General features: G+C 72.6%; 18 protein-coding genes. 10 read left to right on the forward strand and 8 right to left on the reverse strand.

Going from position 1 to position 18639, the window contains the following annotated elements:
• Positions 1–645 precede the first annotated feature (645 nt).
• The 3 genes from ACGFSH_RS31865 (at position 646) to ACGFSH_RS31875 (ending at position 2933) form a co-directional block, all read left to right on the forward strand.
• The gene (locus tag ACGFSH_RS31865) at positions 646–1020 is read left to right on the forward strand and encodes a PadR family transcriptional regulator (RefSeq protein ID WP_393354600.1); all 375 of its coding nucleotides are present in this window, start codon (positions 646–648) and stop codon (positions 1018–1020) included.
• Positions 1017–1607 (forward strand): HAAS signaling domain-containing protein, encoded by a 591-nt coding sequence (locus tag ACGFSH_RS31870; protein ID WP_393354602.1) that lies wholly within the window; start codon positions 1017–1019, stop codon positions 1605–1607. The genes ACGFSH_RS31865 and ACGFSH_RS31870 overlap by 4 nt, the downstream gene beginning before the upstream one ends.
• Before the next feature lie 138 nt (positions 1608–1745).
• Positions 1746–2933, forward strand: a complete 1188-nt coding sequence (locus tag ACGFSH_RS31875; RefSeq protein ID WP_393354604.1) for a N(5)-(carboxyethyl)ornithine synthase — start codon at positions 1746–1748, stop codon at positions 2931–2933.
• A 149-nt stretch (positions 2934–3082) separates the two neighbouring features.
• On the opposite strand, the gene ACGFSH_RS31880 is transcribed toward ACGFSH_RS31875, so the two are convergent.
• From ACGFSH_RS31880 to ACGFSH_RS31905, 6 genes are all read right to left on the reverse strand, one after another.
• Positions 3083–3532: a spore-associated protein gene (locus ACGFSH_RS31880; RefSeq protein WP_393354606.1), complete on the reverse strand. Its 450-nt coding sequence runs from the start codon at positions 3530–3532 to the stop codon at positions 3083–3085.
• A 267-nt stretch (positions 3533–3799) separates the two neighbouring features.
• A complete protein-coding gene (locus tag ACGFSH_RS31885) occupies positions 3800–4237 on the reverse strand; it encodes a VOC family protein (protein WP_393354608.1) in 438 nt (145 codons plus the stop codon).
• Between the two features lie 76 nt (positions 4238–4313).
• Complete coding sequence (locus ACGFSH_RS31890; RefSeq protein WP_393354610.1) at positions 4314–5168, reverse strand: class I SAM-dependent methyltransferase; 855 nt, start codon at positions 5166–5168, stop codon at positions 4314–4316.
• Between the two features lie 193 nt (positions 5169–5361).
• Positions 5362–6228 carry a GDSL-type esterase/lipase family protein gene (locus tag ACGFSH_RS31895; RefSeq protein WP_393354612.1) on the reverse strand — a complete coding sequence of 289 codons (867 nt, stop codon included), beginning with the start codon at positions 6226–6228 and terminating at the stop codon, positions 5362–5364.
• Positions 6229–6265: 37 nt separating this feature from the next.
• Positions 6266–7357, reverse strand: coding sequence for a rhamnogalacturonan acetylesterase (locus ACGFSH_RS31900; protein WP_393354667.1), 1092 nt, complete (start codon positions 7355–7357; stop codon positions 6266–6268).
• Between the two features lie 67 nt (positions 7358–7424).
• The gene (locus ACGFSH_RS31905) at positions 7425–8480 is read right to left on the reverse strand and encodes a glycosyl hydrolase 53 family protein (protein ID WP_393354614.1); all 1056 of its coding nucleotides are present in this window, start codon (positions 8478–8480) and stop codon (positions 7425–7427) included.
• A gap of 807 nt (positions 8481–9287) precedes the next feature.
• Here ACGFSH_RS31905 and ACGFSH_RS31910 point away from each other — a divergent pair.
• The 5 genes from ACGFSH_RS31910 to ACGFSH_RS31930 all read left to right on the forward strand — a co-directional run bounded on the left by ACGFSH_RS31910 (position 9288) and on the right by ACGFSH_RS31930 (position 14746).
• Entirely contained in the window at positions 9288–11120 is a 1833-nt protein-coding gene (locus ACGFSH_RS31910) for a rhamnogalacturonan lyase (protein WP_393354669.1), read from the forward strand.
• A gap of 192 nt (positions 11121–11312) precedes the next feature.
• Positions 11313–12449, forward strand: coding sequence for a molybdopterin-dependent oxidoreductase (locus ACGFSH_RS31915; protein ID WP_393354616.1), 1137 nt, complete (start codon positions 11313–11315; stop codon positions 12447–12449).
• Positions 12446–12850, forward strand: a complete 405-nt coding sequence (locus tag ACGFSH_RS31920; protein WP_393354618.1) for a hypothetical protein — start codon at positions 12446–12448, stop codon at positions 12848–12850. The genes ACGFSH_RS31915 and ACGFSH_RS31920 overlap by 4 nt, the downstream gene beginning before the upstream one ends.
• A gap of 151 nt (positions 12851–13001) precedes the next feature.
• Positions 13002–13640, forward strand: coding sequence for a hypothetical protein (locus tag ACGFSH_RS31925; RefSeq protein ID WP_393354620.1), 639 nt, complete (start codon positions 13002–13004; stop codon positions 13638–13640).
• 53 nt (positions 13641–13693) lie between these two features.
• Positions 13694–14746: an NAD-dependent epimerase/dehydratase family protein gene (locus tag ACGFSH_RS31930; RefSeq protein ID WP_393354622.1), complete on the forward strand. Its 1053-nt coding sequence runs from the start codon at positions 13694–13696 to the stop codon at positions 14744–14746.
• Between the two features lie 533 nt (positions 14747–15279).
• Here the strand turns inward: ACGFSH_RS31930 and ACGFSH_RS31935 are convergent.
• Positions 15280–16392, reverse strand: coding sequence for a sensor histidine kinase (locus tag ACGFSH_RS31935; RefSeq protein ID WP_393354624.1), 1113 nt, complete (start codon positions 16390–16392; stop codon positions 15280–15282).
• Positions 16382–17107, reverse strand: a complete 726-nt coding sequence (locus tag ACGFSH_RS31940) for a response regulator transcription factor (RefSeq protein WP_393354626.1) — start codon at positions 17105–17107, stop codon at positions 16382–16384. Before ACGFSH_RS31940 ends, ACGFSH_RS31935 begins: the two co-directional genes overlap by 11 nt.
• A 113-nt stretch (positions 17108–17220) precedes the next feature.
• Here ACGFSH_RS31940 and ACGFSH_RS31945 point away from each other — a divergent pair, with 113 nt between their 5' ends.
• Together ACGFSH_RS31945 and ACGFSH_RS31950 are read left to right on the forward strand one after the other, a co-directional pair.
• Complete coding sequence (locus ACGFSH_RS31945; protein WP_393354628.1) at positions 17221–17964, forward strand: glycosyltransferase family 2 protein; 744 nt, start codon at positions 17221–17223, stop codon at positions 17962–17964.
• The gene (locus ACGFSH_RS31950; RefSeq protein WP_393354630.1) at positions 17961–18620 is read left to right on the forward strand and encodes a DUF2064 domain-containing protein; all 660 of its coding nucleotides are present in this window, start codon (positions 17961–17963) and stop codon (positions 18618–18620) included. Before ACGFSH_RS31945 ends, ACGFSH_RS31950 begins: the two co-directional genes overlap by 4 nt.
• Positions 18621–18639 lie beyond the last annotated feature (19 nt).

Raw genomic sequence — 18639 nt, forward strand, 5'->3', positions numbered from 1 at the left:
GCGCCGCAGGGCCGGTCCCCGTGTGCCGTGCGTAGAAAATGTGCGCGAAACGTGAAAGCGAGCGGGAGCCTAGCCAGGGCGTGACTGCGGCGACAAGTACCGAACAGTGCGCCGTCTCCGCCCAATAAGCCGATATGGCCGAAGATCTACTGGCCGATGTCCCGAGCCCGTGGACGGCGGGCGAGCGCGCGGGTCCGAGGGCGTCGCGGCGGTGCCGTCCCGGCGCGGAGCATTCCGCTTCACAGGCGCACAGCACCGCGGCTGCCGCGCCCACCCGAACACGCGGTGGGGGGGCGGTTTCCGCGGCGCGGCATGCGTCGCCGCTCCGTCCACGGGTCGCGGCGGCCGGAGCGGGGCGCACGGTCCGAGCAACGTTGCGCAGCCGAACTCCACCGGCAGCGCACGGCGCTGATGACCCATCATGTGACGGCGGTCCGGTCTGCCGCGCCGCTCGCCGGTGTCCCCGCACCCGCGGCGACGGCGGGAGGCATTGGCCGACAATCCACCCTGCGCAGCGGTTGATGTCGGCCAGATGGCCACATGTGAGGCCTGACGCCCGAGCGGGCGTCGGCCGTGGCCCTCGCCGAGATGCGAAGGGCGGGAACCCTTTTACAAATCCTTGCTCTGCCGGGTACCTTGTCTTGCATGGAACCAGGTGATTCGACCAAGCAGGCACGGGCCGCAGCCCAACTGCGCAAGGGCGTCCTGGAGTACTGCGTACTCGCCCTGATGCGGGACCGTCCCCGCTACGGCGTGGAGCTTCTCCACGCCCTGGAGGAATCCGGCGCCCTCGCCACCAGCCAGGGCACCGTCTACCCGCTGCTCTCCCGGCTCCGCCGCGACGACCTGGTCACCACCACCTGGCAGGAATCCGCCTCCGGACCACCGCGCCGGTACTACGCGCTCACCGACAGCGGCCGGGCGGCGCTCGACGAGTTCACCCGCGTCTGGCCCGGCTTCCGCGACGCCGTCGACGCCTTCCTGGCCGCCCCGCACCCACCGACCGGAGACTCCGCATGAAGACCTCTGCCGACCCCGTACGCGACTACCTCTCCGCCGTCGGGCGCGAGAGCGCAGCCCTTCCCGCCGACCGCAGTCAGGAGCTGCTCGCCGACCTCGCCGAACACATCGAGGTGACGCGTGCCGAACGTCCACAGGCACCGATCGGCACGATACTGGCCGAGTTGGGGGACCCCCGCACGATCGCGGCGACGGCGCTGGCCGAGGCAGGGGGTGCAGCGGCCGGTGCCCCGACCCGGACCGGCTCCGACGCCCCCGTGCGGCGGGGCAGGGTGCACCCCATGGTCCCCCTTCTGATGCTCACCCTCTCGCTGCCCTTCACCATGATCTTCCCGGACCTCCCCGGACCGGTGTTCGGCGTCCTGTTCCGGATCGCAGGCGCCGTCCTGCTGTGTACCTCGGTGCACTGGACCACCGTCCAGAAGACCACCGGCGTACTCGTGACCGCCGTCCTGCCGACCGTCGTCATCGCCACGTGGAACCTCTCGGGCGCCCCGGCCGGCACCCCGTCGCTGGTGGCCGGTCTGGTCACGCTCGCCCTGCTGGCCGGCGCCGCGGCATGGCTGTGGCGGGTCCGCCGCGCCTGAGCACGGTCTCCGGGCGGCCCGGGACGGGAGTACGGTGGCGGTACCGAGCGCACCTCGCACGCCGTCACCGTTTCGGCGTCGCCCTCGGGGAACGGCAATCCCGGAGCGCATCGCGCCCGGCCGGAAATGAGCCGCCCCATGAGTCCGATGAGCCTCGGAGTACTCGCCTCCTCGCACAAGGAGAACGAGTTCCGCCTGCCCCTGCATCCCAGCCACCTCGAACGGATCCCCGCGGACCTGCGCGGGAGAATCTTCCTCGAACAGGGTTACGGCCGGCGGTTCGGCGTCGCCGACGATGCGCTGCGACCACTCGTGGCGGGCCTGCGCCCCCGTGCGGACCTCCTCGCCGAGTGCGACATCCTGCTGCTGCCCAAGCCGACCCACGACGACGTCGCCGAACTGCGCGAGGGCCAGGTGCTGTGGGGGTGGCCGCACTGTGTGCAGGACGAGAAGACGACCCAGCTGGCCATCGACCGGCGGCTGACGCTGATCGCCTGGGAGGCCATGAACCACTGGACCTCCACCGGCGCCTTCAGCGTTCATGTGTTCCACAAGAACAACGAGCTGGCCGGCTACTGCTCGGTGCTGCACGCCTTGCAGCTGGCCGGGCTGACCGGCAGTTACGGCCGCCGCCTGCGGGCCGTGGTGATCAGCTTCGGCGCCACCGCCCGCGGAGCGGTCACCGGCCTGGGCGCCATGGGGATCTCCGACGTCACCGTCCTCACCCAGCGTGCCGCCGCGGCCGTCGCCTCACCGATGCCCTCGGTCGTGATGGGCCACTTCAAGGAGGACGACGACGATCCTTCGCGTCTGTGCGCCGTTACCGGCTCCGGCACGGTGCCGCTGGCGGAGTACCTGGCCGGGTTCGATGTCGTCGTCAACTGTGTCCTTCAGGACACCGACGCGCCCCTGACGTTCGTGACCGACGACGAACTCGCCCTGTTCCGGCCCGGGACCCTGTTCGTCGACGTCTCCTGCGACGAGGGCATGGGCTTTTCGTGGGCGCGTCCGACCACCTTCGGGGAGCCCATGCTCGACACGGGGCCGGGCTGCCACTACTACGCCGTGGATCACAGCCCGTCCCACCTGTGGAACTCCGCCACCTGGGAGATCAGCGAGGCGCTGCTTCCCTATCTGCGAAAGGTCATGAGCGGCCCGGTGGCATGGGACGCGGACGTGACGGTCCAGAAGGCCATCGAGATCCGCGACGGCGTCGTCCAGAACCCGAAGATCCTCTCCTTCCAGCACCGGCAGGCCGCATACCCCCATGCCCCCGCCGCCCCCGCGGCCGCGCCGCACCCGAGGCTGCGGGAATCATCCGTCTGACCCGCCGCTCCGACCGCACCGGGCGACACCCGGCGTCCGGGGCGACCGGCGGCGCCAGGTCATGGACGCCGCCGGTCGCACCAGACGTCACCGGGCTCGGTGGTGGACTCGTGCTGACCGGCCGACCGGCCGGCGCGAAGCGCGGGCGGTCAGCGGGTGGTGGTCGTCCGGTGCTCCTTGAGGGACGCGCAGTTGGAGCCGGTCACCTGGACCGTGGTGTTGGCGATGCCGCCGCCCCAGTCCACACAGTGGCCCTTGCCGATGACGTACGACGGTCCCGCGTACGAGGTGTAGCGCCCGTAGTCGTCGTCGCCCTCGTTCGTGTCGGGCACGTAGATCCAGGCCGACATGTCCACGGCGTTGCCGGGGTTGTTGCGGATGGTGACGACGCAGTTGTTGCCGTTGGCGGCGTTGTAGGTCAGGTAGACGGTGCCCAGCGAGCCGATGGCGGCGGAGTTCACGGTCTTGTAGCCGCTGCCGCAGACCTTCTGCGGGGTGGTGTTCGGTGTGGCGGACGCGGGTGCCGCGAGCGCGGTCGTGGCCCCCACCGACACCGCGGCCAGCGTCGCGGCGCCCAACATGGCGTGAGTGAAGCGCATATTTCCCCCTTGTGTACTTAGGAGTTGGTTGCTCCTGCCATATGTGACGGGCGAGCCGTTCGGATGGTTGTGCCGGATTTGCTACCGCTTTCGGTCACAACTGACGCCCGGTTTGGCTGAGTTGAAGCACAACCGAAGAGGCCCCCGCGTTGCGCGCCAGGTGGCGGGCGTCGGGCGGGGGAGCGCGGTGGACCGGTCGAGCCGGCTGGGCAGAGCCGGCTCGCCGGGGCGTCACGGAGGTAGGGGAGGTAGGGGAGGTGAGGGAGGTCAGTCCAGGCAGAATTCGTTGCCCTCGATGTCCTGCATCACGATGCAGGACTCGTTCTCCTCGTCGGCGACGAGGACCTGTACGCAGGTCGCGCCGAGGGCGAGCAGGCGGTCGCGCTCGGCCGTGAGCGTGGCCAGCCGCTCGTCACCCACGAGGCCGGTGCCGACCCGCACGTCGAGATGGACCCGGTTCTTGACGACCTTGCCCTCGGGGACGCGCTGGAAGTACAGCCGCGGTCCCGCGCCCGAGGGGTCACTGCACGCGAACCACGCCCCGCGCTCCCCGGGGGGCAGGGTGGCGTTGTACTCGTCCCAGGTGTCGAAGCCCTGGGGTGGCGTCGGCGGCTCGTACCCCAGCACCTCGCACCAGAAGCGGGCCACCCGCTCGGGGTCCGCGCAGTCGAAGGTGACCTGGAACTTCTTGATCGTCGTCGTCATCGGATCACCGTAACAGGGACGTTCGCTCGCCCAACTCCGGTTTTTCGCGGGGGTGGTGACGGGTCCGGGCGGGCCTTCAGAACCCCGGCCGACTGCCCGCTCGCGCAATGAGCAGGGGTTGGAAGAAGCCCGTCTCCTCGGGCACCCGCCAGGTGGCGTCCACGAACCCCGCGTCGGCCGCGAGAGCGGTCAGCCGCTCCCGGCCGATGGCCCAGTAGGTCGTTCGGCGGACCCGGACGCGCCACTCCCCGTCCGACCGGGTCGCGGAAGGCGCAGGCGCGACGGGGGACAGGCCGCCGCGGGCGGGGCGGTGTGCCGGAAGGTCGTCTGCCGGGAGGAGCTGGAAGTGCTCCAGGTCGTAGTGCTGGCCGTCGTCGTGCCAGTGCCAGAGCTGGAACGTCACGGTCCGCTCCGCCCCGTCGACCGGTGCGTGGACCTGCGGAGGCGTCGAGACGGGACGGTCGCGGAGGAGATCGTCGTAGGGGCGGGTGCTCACGAGCAGCAGGCCGGCGGGACGCAGCACACGGTGCATCTCGGTCAGGGCCGCGTGGACGTCCTGCTCCGTCAGAAGGTGGGGCAGCGAGTTGTCGGCGCAGACGACGGCGTCGAACCGGTCGTCCGAGAAGGGGAGGCGGCGCATGTCCGCGGCGGCCGTGCGCAGCGCCACGCTCCGGCGGGCGGCCTCGTCGGCGGCGCGGGCGACGGCGCGTGGACTGAGATCGGTCGCGGTGACACGGTGTCCCCGAAGGGCCAGGCCGAGTGCCTGCGTGCCGATGCCGCAGGAGCAGTCGAGGACCGTTGCACCGTCCTCGCCGATCAGATCGTTCAGGGCCGCTCCCTGCCGGCGGACGCTCGCGTCCCAGTCCGCGTAGACGAGGTGGTAGTCGTCGGTCAGCTCGTCGTAGAAGCGTGCCACCGAGGTGTCGGGCATGACCCGAGCGTAGCGCCGTCGACCGCCTGAGGACCGGGCGATCGTGCGGTCAAGGGGTGGGACGTCGGGGGCCCCGAGGTCCCGCGCGGCCCGTTCGGGGTGGCGTTCGGCCGGGGAGGTCGTGCGCGGGTGCCCGCACGACCGGGTTCCGTGGAACCGGCCGTGCGGGCGACCCCCGGCCCCCGTTCCCGTGCTACCGGAGGTATGCGGCGAGCGGCAGGTTCTGCCGGCGTACGTCCCCGGCGACGAGACGGGCGATCTGTTGCGCGCCGTAGGTCTCGAAGTGGGTGTGGTCGTTGCAGAAGAACGCGCCGAGGGGTCCGGACCCGTAGTCGCCGTTGTTCGGGCAGAACCGGACGCTGTTGTAGAGCGACACGCTCAGCGTCTGGAGGTCGATGACGGGCGACCCGGTGGCCGTTCCCGCGGCGAGGGTCTGGGCGACGAAGCCGCGGTTCTTGGTCGCCGTGCCGCCGGAACAGGTGATGGCGGCGACGGAGGTGAGCAGGACCGGGTGCGCCCCACGGGCCTGGGCCGCCCGAGCCATGGCGGTCAGCAGTTGCTGGAAACGGGCCGTGCCCACGTGCTTGGGACAGGCCGACGTCGAGTCGTTGATGCCGAACTGGATGAAGAGGTAGTCGCCGGCCTTCATCCCGGTGCTCGCGTTCAGCATCGCCTGCCAGCGTGCCGAGTAGGCGGAGGAGGTGAGCCGGCATTCGCCGTCCGAGCCCTTGGCCGCGCTCACGTTCCCCTCGTACATCCAGGTCTGGATGCTGCGGCCGCTCACCGCCTGGTTCCTGACGGTCACGTCGCCGTCGAACAGGGCGTCGAACTGGCTTCCCCAGCCGACCGGGCAGCGCCCGGACCCCGGGTTCGCCATCGTGGAGTCGCCGGCCAGCCACACGGTCACCGGCGCGGCCGCTCGCGTCGCGGCCGGCGCGGAGTGGTGCGCGGAGCCGACGCAGTCCGCCGTCGTGCTCCCGGCCGCCGAGGCGGCCCGCACGCCGAGGCTCGACAAGGCCAGGACCAGTACGGTCGTGACGAGTATCCGTAACTTCTTCATCGGGTCCCTCCCGGGGACGGGCGCGGCCGCGAGGCGGTCAGCGCAGGTACGCGGCCAGGGGCAGGTTCTGTTCCCGGATGCTCTGGAGCAGCAGCCCGCCGATCCGGGTCGCGCCGTACTGCGAGAAGTGGGTGTTGTCCGTGACGCCGTCGACGGAGGAGCGCAGGAAGAGCTGCGCGGAGGCGGAGGGCCCGAGGGACTCGACCAGCGCCTTGCTCCTGGTGGTCAGATCGATCACCGGGACCCGCTGCGCCGAGGCGACCGCGCGCATCTCCGCCGGCAGGTTCACGCCCACGCCGTTGACGTGCAGGGCCGTCGGCGTGAGGCGCGAGCCGTCGAACAGCCGGCGGACCGGCGGCGTCACGAGGACCGGGACACCGCCCTTCGCGCGGATCCGCGTGATCATGGCGGTGAGGTTGCCGCGGTAGGCGGACGCGGTCGTCTGCTTGTCGTTGTGCCCGAGCTGGATGAAGACCGGATCGTTCGCCCCGACCTTCGACAGCATCGCGGGGAACAGTGCCGAGTTGCCGAGGAAGCTTCCCGAACTCTCGCCCGAGTCCGCGTAGTTGGCGATGGACGCCCCGGCGCGCACCTCGGTCGTGATCATCTGGCCCCAGCCCGTGTAGGGGGCCGACGGCTGGTCGCACACGGTCGAGTCGCCGGCCAGGTAGGCGACCAGCGGCCGGGTCGCCGGTTTCACCGAGACGGCGGTCACCCGTGGGGCGGACCCCGTGAACCGGATGTCCAGACCGGGGTTCCCGGTCCCGCCCTGGCCGGTGGGCTGCCCCTCCGGCAGGCGTACGTCGACGGTGAACGAATACGCGGCGACGGCGCCGGCGGCCGTCCTCGTCGCCGGAAGCATCAGACGCCGGGCCTCGACCCACATCTCGGTCTGCCCGGCGGTCGCCCCGCCGAGGGAGACCGTCACGTCGTAGTCGCCCGGTGCGACGGCGTAGTGGCAGGTGATCGGGGAGGTGCCGGTGCAACCCGCGGGCGCGGCGGCGGAGCCGGGCCCGGTCGTGGCCCCGGCGCGGGCGGTGCCCGCGCCGGCCAGGGCGGCCAAGGTCAGGAGGCCCGCGGCCGCCAGCCGCGCGCCCCGCCCGCCCCGGCCTCGCGGAGCCGTGCTCATAGCAAGCATGTGTGTCGTCCTTGTCGACGAAGAGGTGTTGATCGAGGAGGGTTCACGAAGGCGTCGCTCAGGCCTGGGTGAAGCCGTTCATGATGACGGTGGGCCGCTTGGTGGCGGAGTCCCAGGCGCCCATGTTGTAGCCGGTGAACGGGGACATGCCTTCCGGCTCCCAGTAGAAGATGCCCTGTCCGCCGGTCGCCTTCAGCGCCTTGATGTAGGCGACGAGCGAGGCCTGCGTGGCGGACGCCCGGTCCACCCGGCCGCCGAACTCGCTCTGGAGGAACGGCTTGCCGTAGGCGGCGGAGATCTTCTGCATGTTCGCCACGATGCCGGGCGCGAGGTCCGCGCTGCCGTACGAGGAGAACACGGACATGTCCCACTTGCCGCCGTTGGCCGCGTAGCGGCTGAAGAACGTCGTCATGGAGTCGTACTTCTGCGGCTGGGCCAGGTGGATGCAGACCGTGGAGTTCGGCGAGACCGCCTTCACCTGCGCGTACGCCGCGTTGAGCAGCCCGGTCAGCTGGGCCGCGTTGGAAACGCTGCCGACCGGACGGCAGATGCCGCTGTTGATCTCGTTGCCGATCTGCACCCAGGTCGGCAGCACGTCGTTGTTCCTCATGACCGTCATGGTCCGGTTCACGTACGTGCCCATCGCGGAGCGCATCTGGCTGTAGCTCATGTTCCGCCAGGCGGCGGGCGGGTTCTGCACGCCGACGGAGTTCCACGTGTCGCCGAACATGTAGTCGAGCATGATCGACATCCCGGCGGCCTTGATCCGCTTGGCGAACGCGGCGACCTCGTCGATGCCGCAGTGCCCGTTGGCGGGGTCGCCGGACGGGTTGACGAACGTGCGCAGCCGGACGGCCGTGATGCCGTACCCCTTGAGGATGGTGAGCAGATCCTGCGTCTGTCCGCTCGCGTTCTTCCAGGAGTACCCGCGGGCCTCCATCTGCGGCGCCCAGCTGATGTCGACGCCCTTGACGAAGCCTGCCGCGGCCTCGGCCGGCGTCTCCAGTTCCGCGAACGCGGCAGCGGTGGCGATCGCTCCGGCCGTGGCGGTCGTGGCCTTGAGAAGAGTCCTTCGGCTGATCCGTCCGGAACCGGACGCATGGGTGGGGGACATGGTCGCTCCTCCCTGCCCGTCTGCCGCACCTGGAACGTCGCGGCGGACGGGCAGTCGGTCGTGGGGGTGGTGGGGGTGGTGGAGGTGGTGGAGGTGGTGGAGGTGGTGGGGGGACGCGCAGTGCGTCAAGTGCCCTGGGGGCGGCAGGTGGAGCCGGTGCCGGTGACCAGGTACGGCGGATACCGGTGGCGTCCGGGTGGGGACCGGACGCCGTACCGCCCCATGGGATGCGGAGCGGGCGGTCGGTCGGATCATCGGGCCCGGGCCCGCGCCAATCGACCAGGGAGAACTGTGAGCGATCCCAGAGACCGAGCGATTTCACGGACGGGACCTCTCGCGAGGCCGCATCCATCAACGGACATCTGGCACTTGACGACTGTGCTCGTTCACATGAAACGCGAGAGGCATCACGCAGTTTCCCGGTCGGACACATGGCTGTCAATCGTCTGGGACGCCCGAACTCACGGACCCGAACAGGGCCGAACATCGAGTCGGACAGAATCCTTGACGACACATCACCTCCTCCTTACGCTCCCCCTCTGTGGGAGCGTTCCCACGCTCGCAGGCCGTCCGACCGACAGACCCGCCGACAGACCGAGTGACCGGACGACCGGCCGATCGACCGGCTCGTCGGCAGGGCGACGGCCGGCCGAGCGCACCACCGCCCCTCGCGCCCTCCCCCTGGGCCGTGCTCCCGCATCCCCCCACACACCCACACCCCCCACACCGGAGGTCACCGTGGCCGATTCCGCCGGGCGTCCCCACGCGTCGTGGTCCGAGCGACGTGGAGGCCGGTCACCGGGCCGGCTGATCAGCGGCATCGCCGCCGCCATCGCGCTGGCGGCCGCCGCCCTCACCGCACTGCCCCAGAGCGCCGACGCCGCCACCGCGCGGCAGGTCGAGCGCCTCGACCGGGGACTGACCAGCACCCATTCCAGCAGCGGAAACCTGGTGTCGTGGCGTTGGCTCGCCACCGACCCCGGTGACGTGGCGTTCAACGTCTACCGGGGTGGCGTCAGGCTCAACTCCTCGCCGATCGGCACGTCGACGAACTACTTCGACGCCGGCGCCCCGGACTCGGCCGGGTACACCGTGCGCGCGGTGGTCGACGGAGCCGAACAGGCCGCCTCCGAGCCCGCGTTGCAGCTCAGGTCGGGGTATCTCAACGTGCCGCTCTCACCGCCGGCCGGCGGCACCACTCCCGACGGCGTCGCCTACACCTACGAGGCCAACGACGCCTCGGTCGGCGACCTGGACGGCGACGGCCGTCTCGACCTGGTCCTGAAGTGGTATCCGACCAACGCGAAGGACAACTCGCAGTCCGGCTACACCGGGAACACGATCATCGACGGGCTGAAGCTCGACGGCACCCGGCTGTGGCGGATCGACCTGGGCCGCAACATCCGCTCGGGCGCCCACTACACGCAGTTCCAGGTGTACGACTACGACGGCGACGGCAAGGCCGAGGTCGCGATGAAGACCGCCGACGGCGCGCGGGACGGCGCCGGCACGGTGATCGGCAACTCGTCCGCCGACCACCGCAATTCGTCCGGTTACGTGCTGTCCGGCCCCGAGTACCTGACCATGTTCAACGGTCAGAGCGGCAGGGCGATGCAGAGCGTCGACTACGTCCCGGCCCGCGGCACCGTCTCGTCCTGGGGCGACTCCTACGGCAACCGCGTCGACCGCTTCCTCGCGGGAACCGCGTATCTCGACGGCTCCCGTCCCTCGCTGGTCATGGCGCGCGGCTACTACACCCGCACGGTGATCGCCGCCTGGGACTGGCGGAACGGGCAGTTCACGCGCCGCTGGACCTTCGACACGAACTCCTCCTCGAACAGCGGCAAGGGCTACGACGGCCAGGGCAACCACAGCCTGTCCGTCGCCGACGTCGACAACGACGGCAAGGACGAGATCGTCTACGGCGCCATGACAGTCGACGACAACGGATCCGGTCTGTGGACCACGCGCATGGGCCACGGTGACGCCATGCACGTCGGGGACCTGGACCCCTCACGGGCGGGCCTGGAGGAGTTCAAGGTGTCCGAGGAGTCCGGCAAGCCCGGCTCGTGGATGGCCGACGCGCGCACCGGAAGGATCCTCTGGCAGACGGCGGGCGGCTCCGACAACGGCCGCGGGGTCGCCGGCGACGTCTACGCCGGCAGTCCGGGCGCCGAGGCCTGGTCCGCCTCCGACACCACGCTGCGCTCGGTGACCGGAGCCTCCCTCGGCAGGGAGCCCTCCAGCGTCAACTTCCTGTCGTGGTGGGACGGCGACACCCTGCGCGAACTGCTCGACGGCACCCACATCGACAAGTACGGCACCTCGGGCGACACCCGTCTCCTGACGGCCTCGGGCGTCCACGCCAACAACGGCACGAAGTCGACGCCGTCGCTGTCCGGGGACATCCTCGGCGACTGGCGGGAGGAGGTCGTCTGGCCCACCAGCGACAACCGCGCCCTGCGGATCTACAGCACGCCGTATACGACGAGCACCCGCATCACCACGCTGCTCCACGACACCCAGTACCGCACCGCGCTCGCCTGGCAGAACACCGCCTACAACCAGCCGCCGCACCCGAGCTTCTTCATCGGCGCCGGCATGCCCACCGCGCCCCGCCCCGCCGTCTACACACCCTGACCGGGACGGGCGGCCGGCAGGAGTTCCGGGACCTGTGCCGTCGGCCCGGCCCACGGATGCGTCCCGCGTCCGGAGCCGTCCGGACTTCCGGCCGTCCCGCTGTCCGGCCGTCCCGTCGTGTCGTCGGGACGTCCCTGTTCCGTAAGGGTTTCATGGTTCCGAACCGGCCGTGTGCGCAGGTGGGATGGGACCATGAAACTGCACGTGTCTTTGCCGGCGTTCCGGGGCCGGCTGCACGATCCCCGCACGGCGACCTCGATCGGCCGCTGGCTCGGGGCGGCGTTCGCGGTGTGCTTCGTCACCGGTCTGATCAGTCACTTCATGCAGCACCCGCCCGGCTGGCTGGCCGACGACATCCCGAGCCGCCCGGTCTGGGGCTACCGGTTCACGCAGGGCCTGCACGTCGCCTCCGGCACCGCGGCCGTCCCGCTGCTGCTCGCCAAGCTGTGGACGGTGTATCCGCGGCTGTTCGCCTGGCCGCCGCTGAGGTCGGTCAGGCACGCCCTGGAGCGGCTGTCCGTGGCGGTGCTGGTCGCCGGGTCCGTCTTCCAGGTGTCGACCGGCCTGCTGAACACGGCCCAGTGGTATCCGTGGCCCTTCTCGTTCGTGCCGGTGCACTACGCGGTGGCGTGGCTGGTCATCGGGGCGCTGGCGCTGCACGTGGCGGTCAAGGCGCCGGAGATCAGGGCGCACTGGACCCGCCGGTCGCCGGGGACGCTCGCCCTGCCCGTGCAGGACGGACCGGACCGGCGTTCCCTGCTGGCCGCGGTGGGCGCGGCGGTCGGGGCCGTCACGCTCACCACCGTGGGCCAGTCGTTCACCCCGCTGAAGGACTTCCTGCTGTTCGCGCCCCGGGACCCGGACAAGGGGCCCCAGTCGCTGCCCGTGAACCGGACCGCCGCGGCGGCCGGTGTCGGCCGGGTCGCCGACGAGGCCTACCGGCTGGTGGTCGCCGGCCCGCGGCCCTACACCCTCACCCTGGACGAGCTGCGCGCCATGCCGCAGCACGAGGTGGAACTGCCGATCGCGTGCGTGGAGGGGTGGAGCAAGTCGGCGCGCTGGAGCGGTGTGCGCATCGTCGACCTGCTGGACCGCGCGGGGACCCCGGCCCACGCGCGGGTACGGGTGGTCTCCTTGCAGCTGCGCGGCGGCTACCGGGTGTCGGAGATGGGCCATGAGCACGCCCGGGACCCGCTGACGCTGCTCGCCCTGCGGCTGAACGGCGAGGAACTCGACCCCGACCACGGATTTCCGGCGCGGCTCATCGCCCCGAACCGGCCGGGTGTGCTCCAGACCAAATGGGTGAGCCGGCTGGAGGTGGCGGGATGAAGGCGCTGCGGGTCCTGCTGGGCGCGGTGGGCTTGGCGCTCATGGGCGTCGGCGCGTTCCAGCTGACGGACGTGCGTGATCCGATCGGGGTGCTGGTCTGGCTGGGAGGGGCGGTCCTCCTGCACGACGCGGTGATCGCCCCCTTGGTGCTGCTGGTGGGGCTCGTGCTGGTGCGGCGCCGCGCGCGGGGGCCTGTGCGGGGCGCGCTGCTCGTCGCGGGCGCGCTCACGGCGGTGGCACTGCCCGTGCTGCTGCGACCGGGCAGGACGGCCAACCCGTCGGTACTGCCCCTCGACTATCCGCGCAACTGGCTGATCGCCGTGGTGGCCGTGGCCACGGCGGCGGCATTGTGGGGGGCCGGGCGCGGGCTCGTGCGCCGGCGGCGGCGGCCCGACCGGTGACCTTCCGGCCGGGCCGCCGCCGCACGCCCCGCCGTAGACGCCGTCTCGCGCACGCTCACCCGTACGTGACACGGCGGGCTACGCCTTACAGGTGTCTTACGCCCACCGGACGGCCGGCGTGTCCGCACCGCCGCGCCCCTAGCGTGAGCGGATGCGATCTCTGCGTACTGCGCGCCTCACGGCGCTGGTCACCGTCCCTCCGCTGCTGCTGGCCGCCGCGGGCCTGGTGCATCCCCGGCATCTCACGCCGGCGACGGCGGGCGACTGGGCCGGGCTGCACATCGTTCTGCTGCCCGTCTTCCCCCTCCTCGTCCTCGGTCTGGTGGTCCCGCTGTGGGGCAGGCCGCGCCGGGACGTGGACGGGGCGCTGACGCTGCTCGCCTGGGCCGGATGCCTCTGCTTCGCCGCCTACTACTCCGGACTGGACGCGGTGGCGGGGATCTCCGCCGGGACGGTGGTCGAGCACGGCGTGCACGGGGCGGCCGGGCGGCTGTTCGCCACCGGCGACGAACTGGGGCTGACCGGGGTCTACGGGCTGGCCGTGGCCTCGCTGGCCTGCTGCGCGGTGCTGTGGCGGCGGCACGGCGTCCGGGTCCTGCCGGGCGCGGCCGTCCTGCTCGCCGCCTGCTGGTCGTTCGCCGACAGTCACATATTCTGGCCGCGAGGCGTGTTCACCATGCTGGGCTTCGCCGTGGCCTTCGCGCTGCTGACGCTGACGGCGGCCCGGTCGGCCGGGCCGCCGCGGGAGCCCGGGCAGTCGCGGGAGCCGGAAAGGCTTACGAACCCCTGACGTCCGCGGGTGGCGCGGCCCGCGGCCGGGCCGAAAGCCCTACGGTCGGTGGCATGTTGATCCTGGTCACCGGAGGCGCGGGCTTCATCGGCTCGCACATCGTCACCGCTCTCCTCGGCGCGGGGCACGAGGTGCGCGTCCTCGACGCGCTGCTGCCCGCCGCACACCGCACGGCGCCCGACATCCCCGACGGGACGGACTGGCGGCACGCCGACGTCCGCGACAGACAGGCCGTGGCCCACGCCCTGCGGGGCGTCGACGCCGTCTGCCACCAGGCCGCGATGGTCGGACTCGGCAAGGACTTCGCCGACGCCCCGGACTACGTCGGCTGCAACGACCTCGGCACCGCCGTGCTCCTGGCCGCGATGGCGGAAGCGGGCCCGCGCCGCCTGGTGCTGGCGAGTTCGATGGTGGTCTACGGCGAGGGACGCTACGAGTGCTCCCGGCACGGTGTCGTACGCCCCGGACCGCGGCGGGTGGCCGACCTGGAGGCGGGCCGCTTCGAGCCGCCCTGTCCGCGCTGCGGGCAGCCGCTGGCCGCCGGCCTGGTGGACGAGGACGCCCCGGCCGATCCGCGCAACGTGTACGCGGCCACCAAGCTGGCCCAGGAACACCTGGCCGCCGCCTGGGCGCGCGCGACCGGCGGGCGGGTCGCCGCCCTGCGCTACCACAACGTGTACGGCCCGGGCATGCCCAGGGACACCCCGTACGCGGGCGTCGCCTCCCTGTTCCGGTCCGCCCTCTCGCGCGGCGAGGCACCGCGCGTCTTCGAGGACGGCGGCCAACGCCGCGACTTCGTGCACGTCCGGGACGTCGCGGGCGCCAACCTCGCGTCCCTGGACGGCTTGGAAGGCGCCCCGGACGGCGGCCTGCGGGCCTACAACGTGGGCAGCGGCGAGCCGCACACGGTGGGCGAGATGGCCGGTGCGCTGGCAGCGGCGTACGGCGGACCGGCGCCGGTGGTCACGGGGGAGTACCGGCTCGGCGACGTCCGCCACATCACCGCCTCCTCCCTGCGGCTGCGCGAGGAGGCGGGCTGGAAGCCGGGGGTCCCCTTCGCGGAGGGGATGACGGAGTTCGCGACGGCACCGCTGCGGGCCGGTTAACGGCGTCCGCCCCCGTGACGGCGAAGCTGCCCGTCCTCCGCCGCGACCGGCCGGCCGGTGACCGGACGGGACCGGGCCTCCGGCGTCAGCGGCGTAGGTCGGCTCCGACTGTCGTCCCGGCCGACCGCACGGAGCCCGTCCTCCGCCATGACCGGCGTGTCCGGCGACCGGGCGGGTCAGGTGCTCCGTGCGACCGGCGGGGCCGGCTTCGGCTGTCGTGCCCGGTCGGCCCCGTCGCGAGCCGTGCGCCACGGTGACCTCGCCGACGTCCGTGCTGACGTCCCTCGGTCGTCCCGGGTCGGTGTGTTGACGTCCCTGGGTGTTCGTCCCGCGACGACGAAGCCGGTCCTCCGCCATGACCGGCCGGTCCGGCCACCGGGCGGGATCGGTGCTCCACCGTGGCCGGCCGGGGCCCGCCCGGCTGTCGTGCCGGCCCCGCCCCGTCCCGAAGCCCGAGCGGGGCCGCCAGGCGGCCTCCCGACGTCCGGGCCGGTGTCCGCGCCCGCGTCCGCGCCGGTGTCCGGTGGTCGTCGTCAGACCACTGCCGGAAGGTGCACCTCGAACCGGCAGCCGCCCGGCACGTTGCACACCGCCGCGCGTCCCTGGTGGGCCTCGACGATGCCCCGCACGATGGCCAGGCCGAGGCCCGCGCCGGCCGGGGGAGTGCGGGCGTCGGTGCCGCGCCAGCCGGTGTCGAAGACGCGGGGCAGGTCCTCCGGGGCGATGCCGCCGCAGCCGTCGGTCACCGAGAGCACGACGCGGTCGGCCTCGCGGTGGGCCGCGACGGCGACCGTGCCGTCCGCGGGCGTGCGGCGGATCGCGTTGACGAGCAGGTTCGCCAGGACGCGGGACATCTCGCGGCCGTCGACCTCCACCGGCACGGCGTCGACCCCGTGACCGACCAGCCGCACCCCGTGTTCCCTGGCCAAGGCGTCGACTCCGGCGATGGCGTCGCCGACGAGGTCGTAGACGGACATCCGGGTGGGGGAGAGGGCGAGCACCCCGGCCTGGATGCGCGACAGTTCGAACAGGTCGGCGACCATGGCGCTCATCCGGCCGACCTCCCCGCGGATGCGGCTGAGGTATATCCGGGGGTCGTCGACCATGCCGTCCTCGAGGGCCTCGGTCATCGCCTGGAGACCGGCCAGCGGGGTGCGCAGATCGTGCGAGATCCAGGCGACCAGTTCGCGCCGGGAGGCCTCAAGGGTGCGCTCCCGCTCCCGGGAGGCGGCGAGCTTGTCACTGGTTGCGGCCAACTGGCGGCTGAGCTGCGCGAGTTCCGCGGTCGGCGCGGCGGAAGGCGGAGTGAAACTGCCGTCCTCCCCGAGGGCGCGCGTGGCCTCGGCCAGCTCCCGGCTGCCCCTGACGACGCTCCGGCCCAGCAACAGCGCCACGACGAGCGAGACGACCGCCGCCATCGAGCACACCATCGTCACGACCCACAGGTCGTGCTCGGAGAGGAACATCGCCCACGACACCAGCATGGTCCCGGCCAGCATCGCCGCAACGGTGACGGCGGCGACCACGGCCAGCGACACGGATACGGAACGGTGGCGCAGGCCCCGCAGGGCCGCCGCGCCCGCCAGTCCGGCGGCCGCCGCGCCGATCGCCGCGTAGAGCGCGATGAGAAGCGTGTCACCGACCATCGCCGACCTCGCCCTCCGCGCCGCCGGGCGGGTCGAAGCGATAGCCGACGCCCCACACGGTGCTGATCAGACGGGGGCGGGCCGGGTCGTCCTCGACCTTCTCGCGCAGTCGCCGCACATGCACGGTGACCGTCGACAGATCGCCGAACTCCCAGCCCCAGACCCGCTGCATCAGCTGCTCCCGGCTCGTCGCCCGGCCGGGGTTGCGGATGAAGAACTCCAGCAGATCGAACTCCCGGATGGTGAGGGCCAGTTCGGCGCCGTCGCGGGTGGCGCGCCTGGCGGCAGGGTCCACGGCGAGCGGGCCGGCGCGCAGCCATGTCCCCGACGCCCCGGTCCGGGCGGCGGTCGGCGCGCCGGACCGGCGCAGCACGGACTCCACCCGCAGGACCAGCTCCCGGGGGCTGAAGGGCTTGGTGACGTAGTCGTCCGCGCCGACCTCCAGGCCGAGGATGCGGTCCTCCTCGTCGCCACGCGCGGTCAGCATGATCACCGGGAGCGGCGCGGTCGCGCGGATGCGGCGGCAGACCTCCAGCCCGTCCATGCCGGGCAGCATCAGGTCCAGCACGACCAGGTCGGGTGTGCGCAGGGCGGCCTGGGCGACGGCGGCGGGGCCGTCGGCGGCCACGTCCACGGCGAAGCCCGCCCGGTCGAGGTATCCGGCGACGACCTCGGAGACGGTGGGGTCGTCATCGACGACGAGTACGCGTTTCACACCACCGAGTCTCACACCAGGGCAGCGCGACGGGCGGGCAGGGCGGGTGACGTCAGGCTTCCGTAAGAACACGAAATCCTTTATGTCGCATATGCGTCCGTACAGTGAGTGAGGTGATCAACACATCCCCCCCTTCCGTGGACGTCGTGCTGCCCTGCCTCGACGAGGCCGAGGCCCTGCCGTGGGTGCTGGAGCGGATCCCGCCCGGCTGGCGCGCGATCGTCGTCGACAACGGGTCCACCGACGGGTCCCCCGGCATCGCCCGCGAGCTGGGCGCCCGGGTGGTCCACGAACCGCGGCGCGGCTTCGGCGCCGCCTGCCACGCGGGCCTCACCGCGGCGACGGCCGACGTGGTCTGCTTCTGCGACTGCGACGCCTCCCTCGACCCCGCGCTGCTGCCGTCCGTCGCCGGTCCCGTCCTCGACGGCGTCGCCGACCTGGTCCTGGGCCGGCGCAGGCCCACCACCCTCGGCGCCTGGCCCCTGCACGCCCGGTTCGCCAACCTCGAACTGGCCCGCCTCGTGCGCCGCCGCACCGGGCTGCGCCTGCACGACCTGGGGCCCATGCGTGCCGCCCGGCGCGAAGCGCTGCTGGCTCTGGACCTGACCGACCGGCGCTCCGGCTACCCGCTCCAGATGGTGGTGCGCGCCGCCGACGCGGGCTGGCGGGTCGCGGAGACCGACGTCTCCTACCGTCCGCGCACCGGCCGCTCCAAGGTCACCGGCACCTGGCGCGGCGCCTGGCAGGCCGTCCGCGACATGCGCGCCGTCCTCGCCGAGCCGCCGGCCGCCACGCCCGCCGGCGCACCCGCCACCGCGCCGGATCTCGGGGCCGGCATCGCGGGAGGCCTCCGGTGAACCCGCGCCGCACCGCCCCCGGCAGCGCGCCCACCCTGCTGGTCATCGCGAAGGAACCGCTGCCCGGGCGGGTCAAGACCCGCCTGACCCCGCCCTACACGCCGCAGGAGGCCGCGGCCCTGGCCGAGGCCGCCCTGACCGACACACTGCACGCCCTGCTCCGGACCCCCGCCCGGCGCCGCGTGCTCGTTCTCGACGGGACCCCCGGCGCCTGGCTCCCGCCCGGTTACGAGGTCGCGCCCCAGGCGGCCGGCGGCCTCGACGAGCGCATCGCCGCCGCCTTCGGGCTCTGCGACGACGGCCCGGCGCTCCTGGTCGGCATGGACACCCCTCAGCTCACCCCCGCCCTGCTGGCCGGGGTCGGCCGCGACGGGCACGACGCCTGGTTCGGACCCGCCGCCGACGGCGGCTTCTGGGCCCTGGGCCTCGCCGAACCCGCCCGCGCCGGGGCCCTCGTCACGGGCGTCGAGATGTCCACCGACCGCACCGGAGCCGTCCAGCGCCGGCGGCTCGCCGACGCCGGCCTGAACGTCGCGACGCTGCCGACGCTGCGCGACGTGGACACCGCGGCCGACGCCGCCGCGGTGGCCGCGTGCTGTCCGCCCGGCTCCCGCTTCGCCACCGCCATGGCCGCGCTCGCCCAGGCCGTCCGTTGAGCGGCCTCGCGCAGGACGC

The sequence above is a fragment of the Streptomyces sp. NPDC048481 genome (genome assembly GCF_043200075.1).
Classification (GTDB): Bacteria; Actinomycetota; Actinomycetes; order Streptomycetales; family Streptomycetaceae; genus Streptomyces.

What these genes read in the sequence shown, in the direction of transcription:
- ACGFSH_RS31885 (WP_393354608.1), bottom strand. Translation starts at nt 4,237, where the DNA reads ATGACGACGACGATCAAGAAGTTCCAGGTCACCTTCGACTGCGCGGAC.
- ACGFSH_RS31915 (WP_393354616.1), top strand. Translation starts at nt 11,313, where the DNA reads ATGAAACTGCACGTGTCTTTGCCGGCGTTCCGGGGCCGGCTGCACGAT.
- ACGFSH_RS31930 (WP_393354622.1), top strand. Translation starts at nt 13,694, where the DNA reads ATGTTGATCCTGGTCACCGGAGGCGCGGGCTTCATCGGCTCGCACATC.
- ACGFSH_RS31920 (WP_393354618.1), top strand. Translation starts at nt 12,446, where the DNA reads ATGAAGGCGCTGCGGGTCCTGCTGGGCGCGGTGGGCTTGGCGCTCATG.
- ACGFSH_RS31865 (WP_393354600.1), top strand. Translation starts at nt 646, where the DNA reads ATGGAACCAGGTGATTCGACCAAGCAGGCACGGGCCGCAGCCCAACTG.
- ACGFSH_RS31870 (WP_393354602.1), top strand. Translation starts at nt 1,017, where the DNA reads ATGAAGACCTCTGCCGACCCCGTACGCGACTACCTCTCCGCCGTCGGG.
- ACGFSH_RS31875 (WP_393354604.1), top strand. Translation starts at nt 1,746, where the DNA reads ATGAGTCCGATGAGCCTCGGAGTACTCGCCTCCTCGCACAAGGAGAAC.
- ACGFSH_RS31900 (WP_393354667.1), bottom strand. Translation starts at nt 7,357, where the DNA reads ATGAGCACGGCTCCGCGAGGCCGGGGCGGGCGGGGCGCGCGGCTGGCG.
- ACGFSH_RS31880 (WP_393354606.1), bottom strand. Translation starts at nt 3,532, where the DNA reads ATGCGCTTCACTCACGCCATGTTGGGCGCCGCGACGCTGGCCGCGGTG.
- ACGFSH_RS31925 (WP_393354620.1), top strand. Translation starts at nt 13,002, where the DNA reads ATGCGATCTCTGCGTACTGCGCGCCTCACGGCGCTGGTCACCGTCCCT.
- ACGFSH_RS31905 (WP_393354614.1), bottom strand. Translation starts at nt 8,480, where the DNA reads ATGTCCCCCACCCATGCGTCCGGTTCCGGACGGATCAGCCGAAGGACT.
- ACGFSH_RS31890 (WP_393354610.1), bottom strand. Translation starts at nt 5,168, where the DNA reads ATGCCCGACACCTCGGTGGCACGCTTCTACGACGAGCTGACCGACGAC.
- ACGFSH_RS31935 (WP_393354624.1), bottom strand. Translation starts at nt 16,392, where the DNA reads ATGGTCGGTGACACGCTTCTCATCGCGCTCTACGCGGCGATCGGCGCG.
- ACGFSH_RS31895 (WP_393354612.1), bottom strand. Translation starts at nt 6,228, where the DNA reads ATGAAGAAGTTACGGATACTCGTCACGACCGTACTGGTCCTGGCCTTG.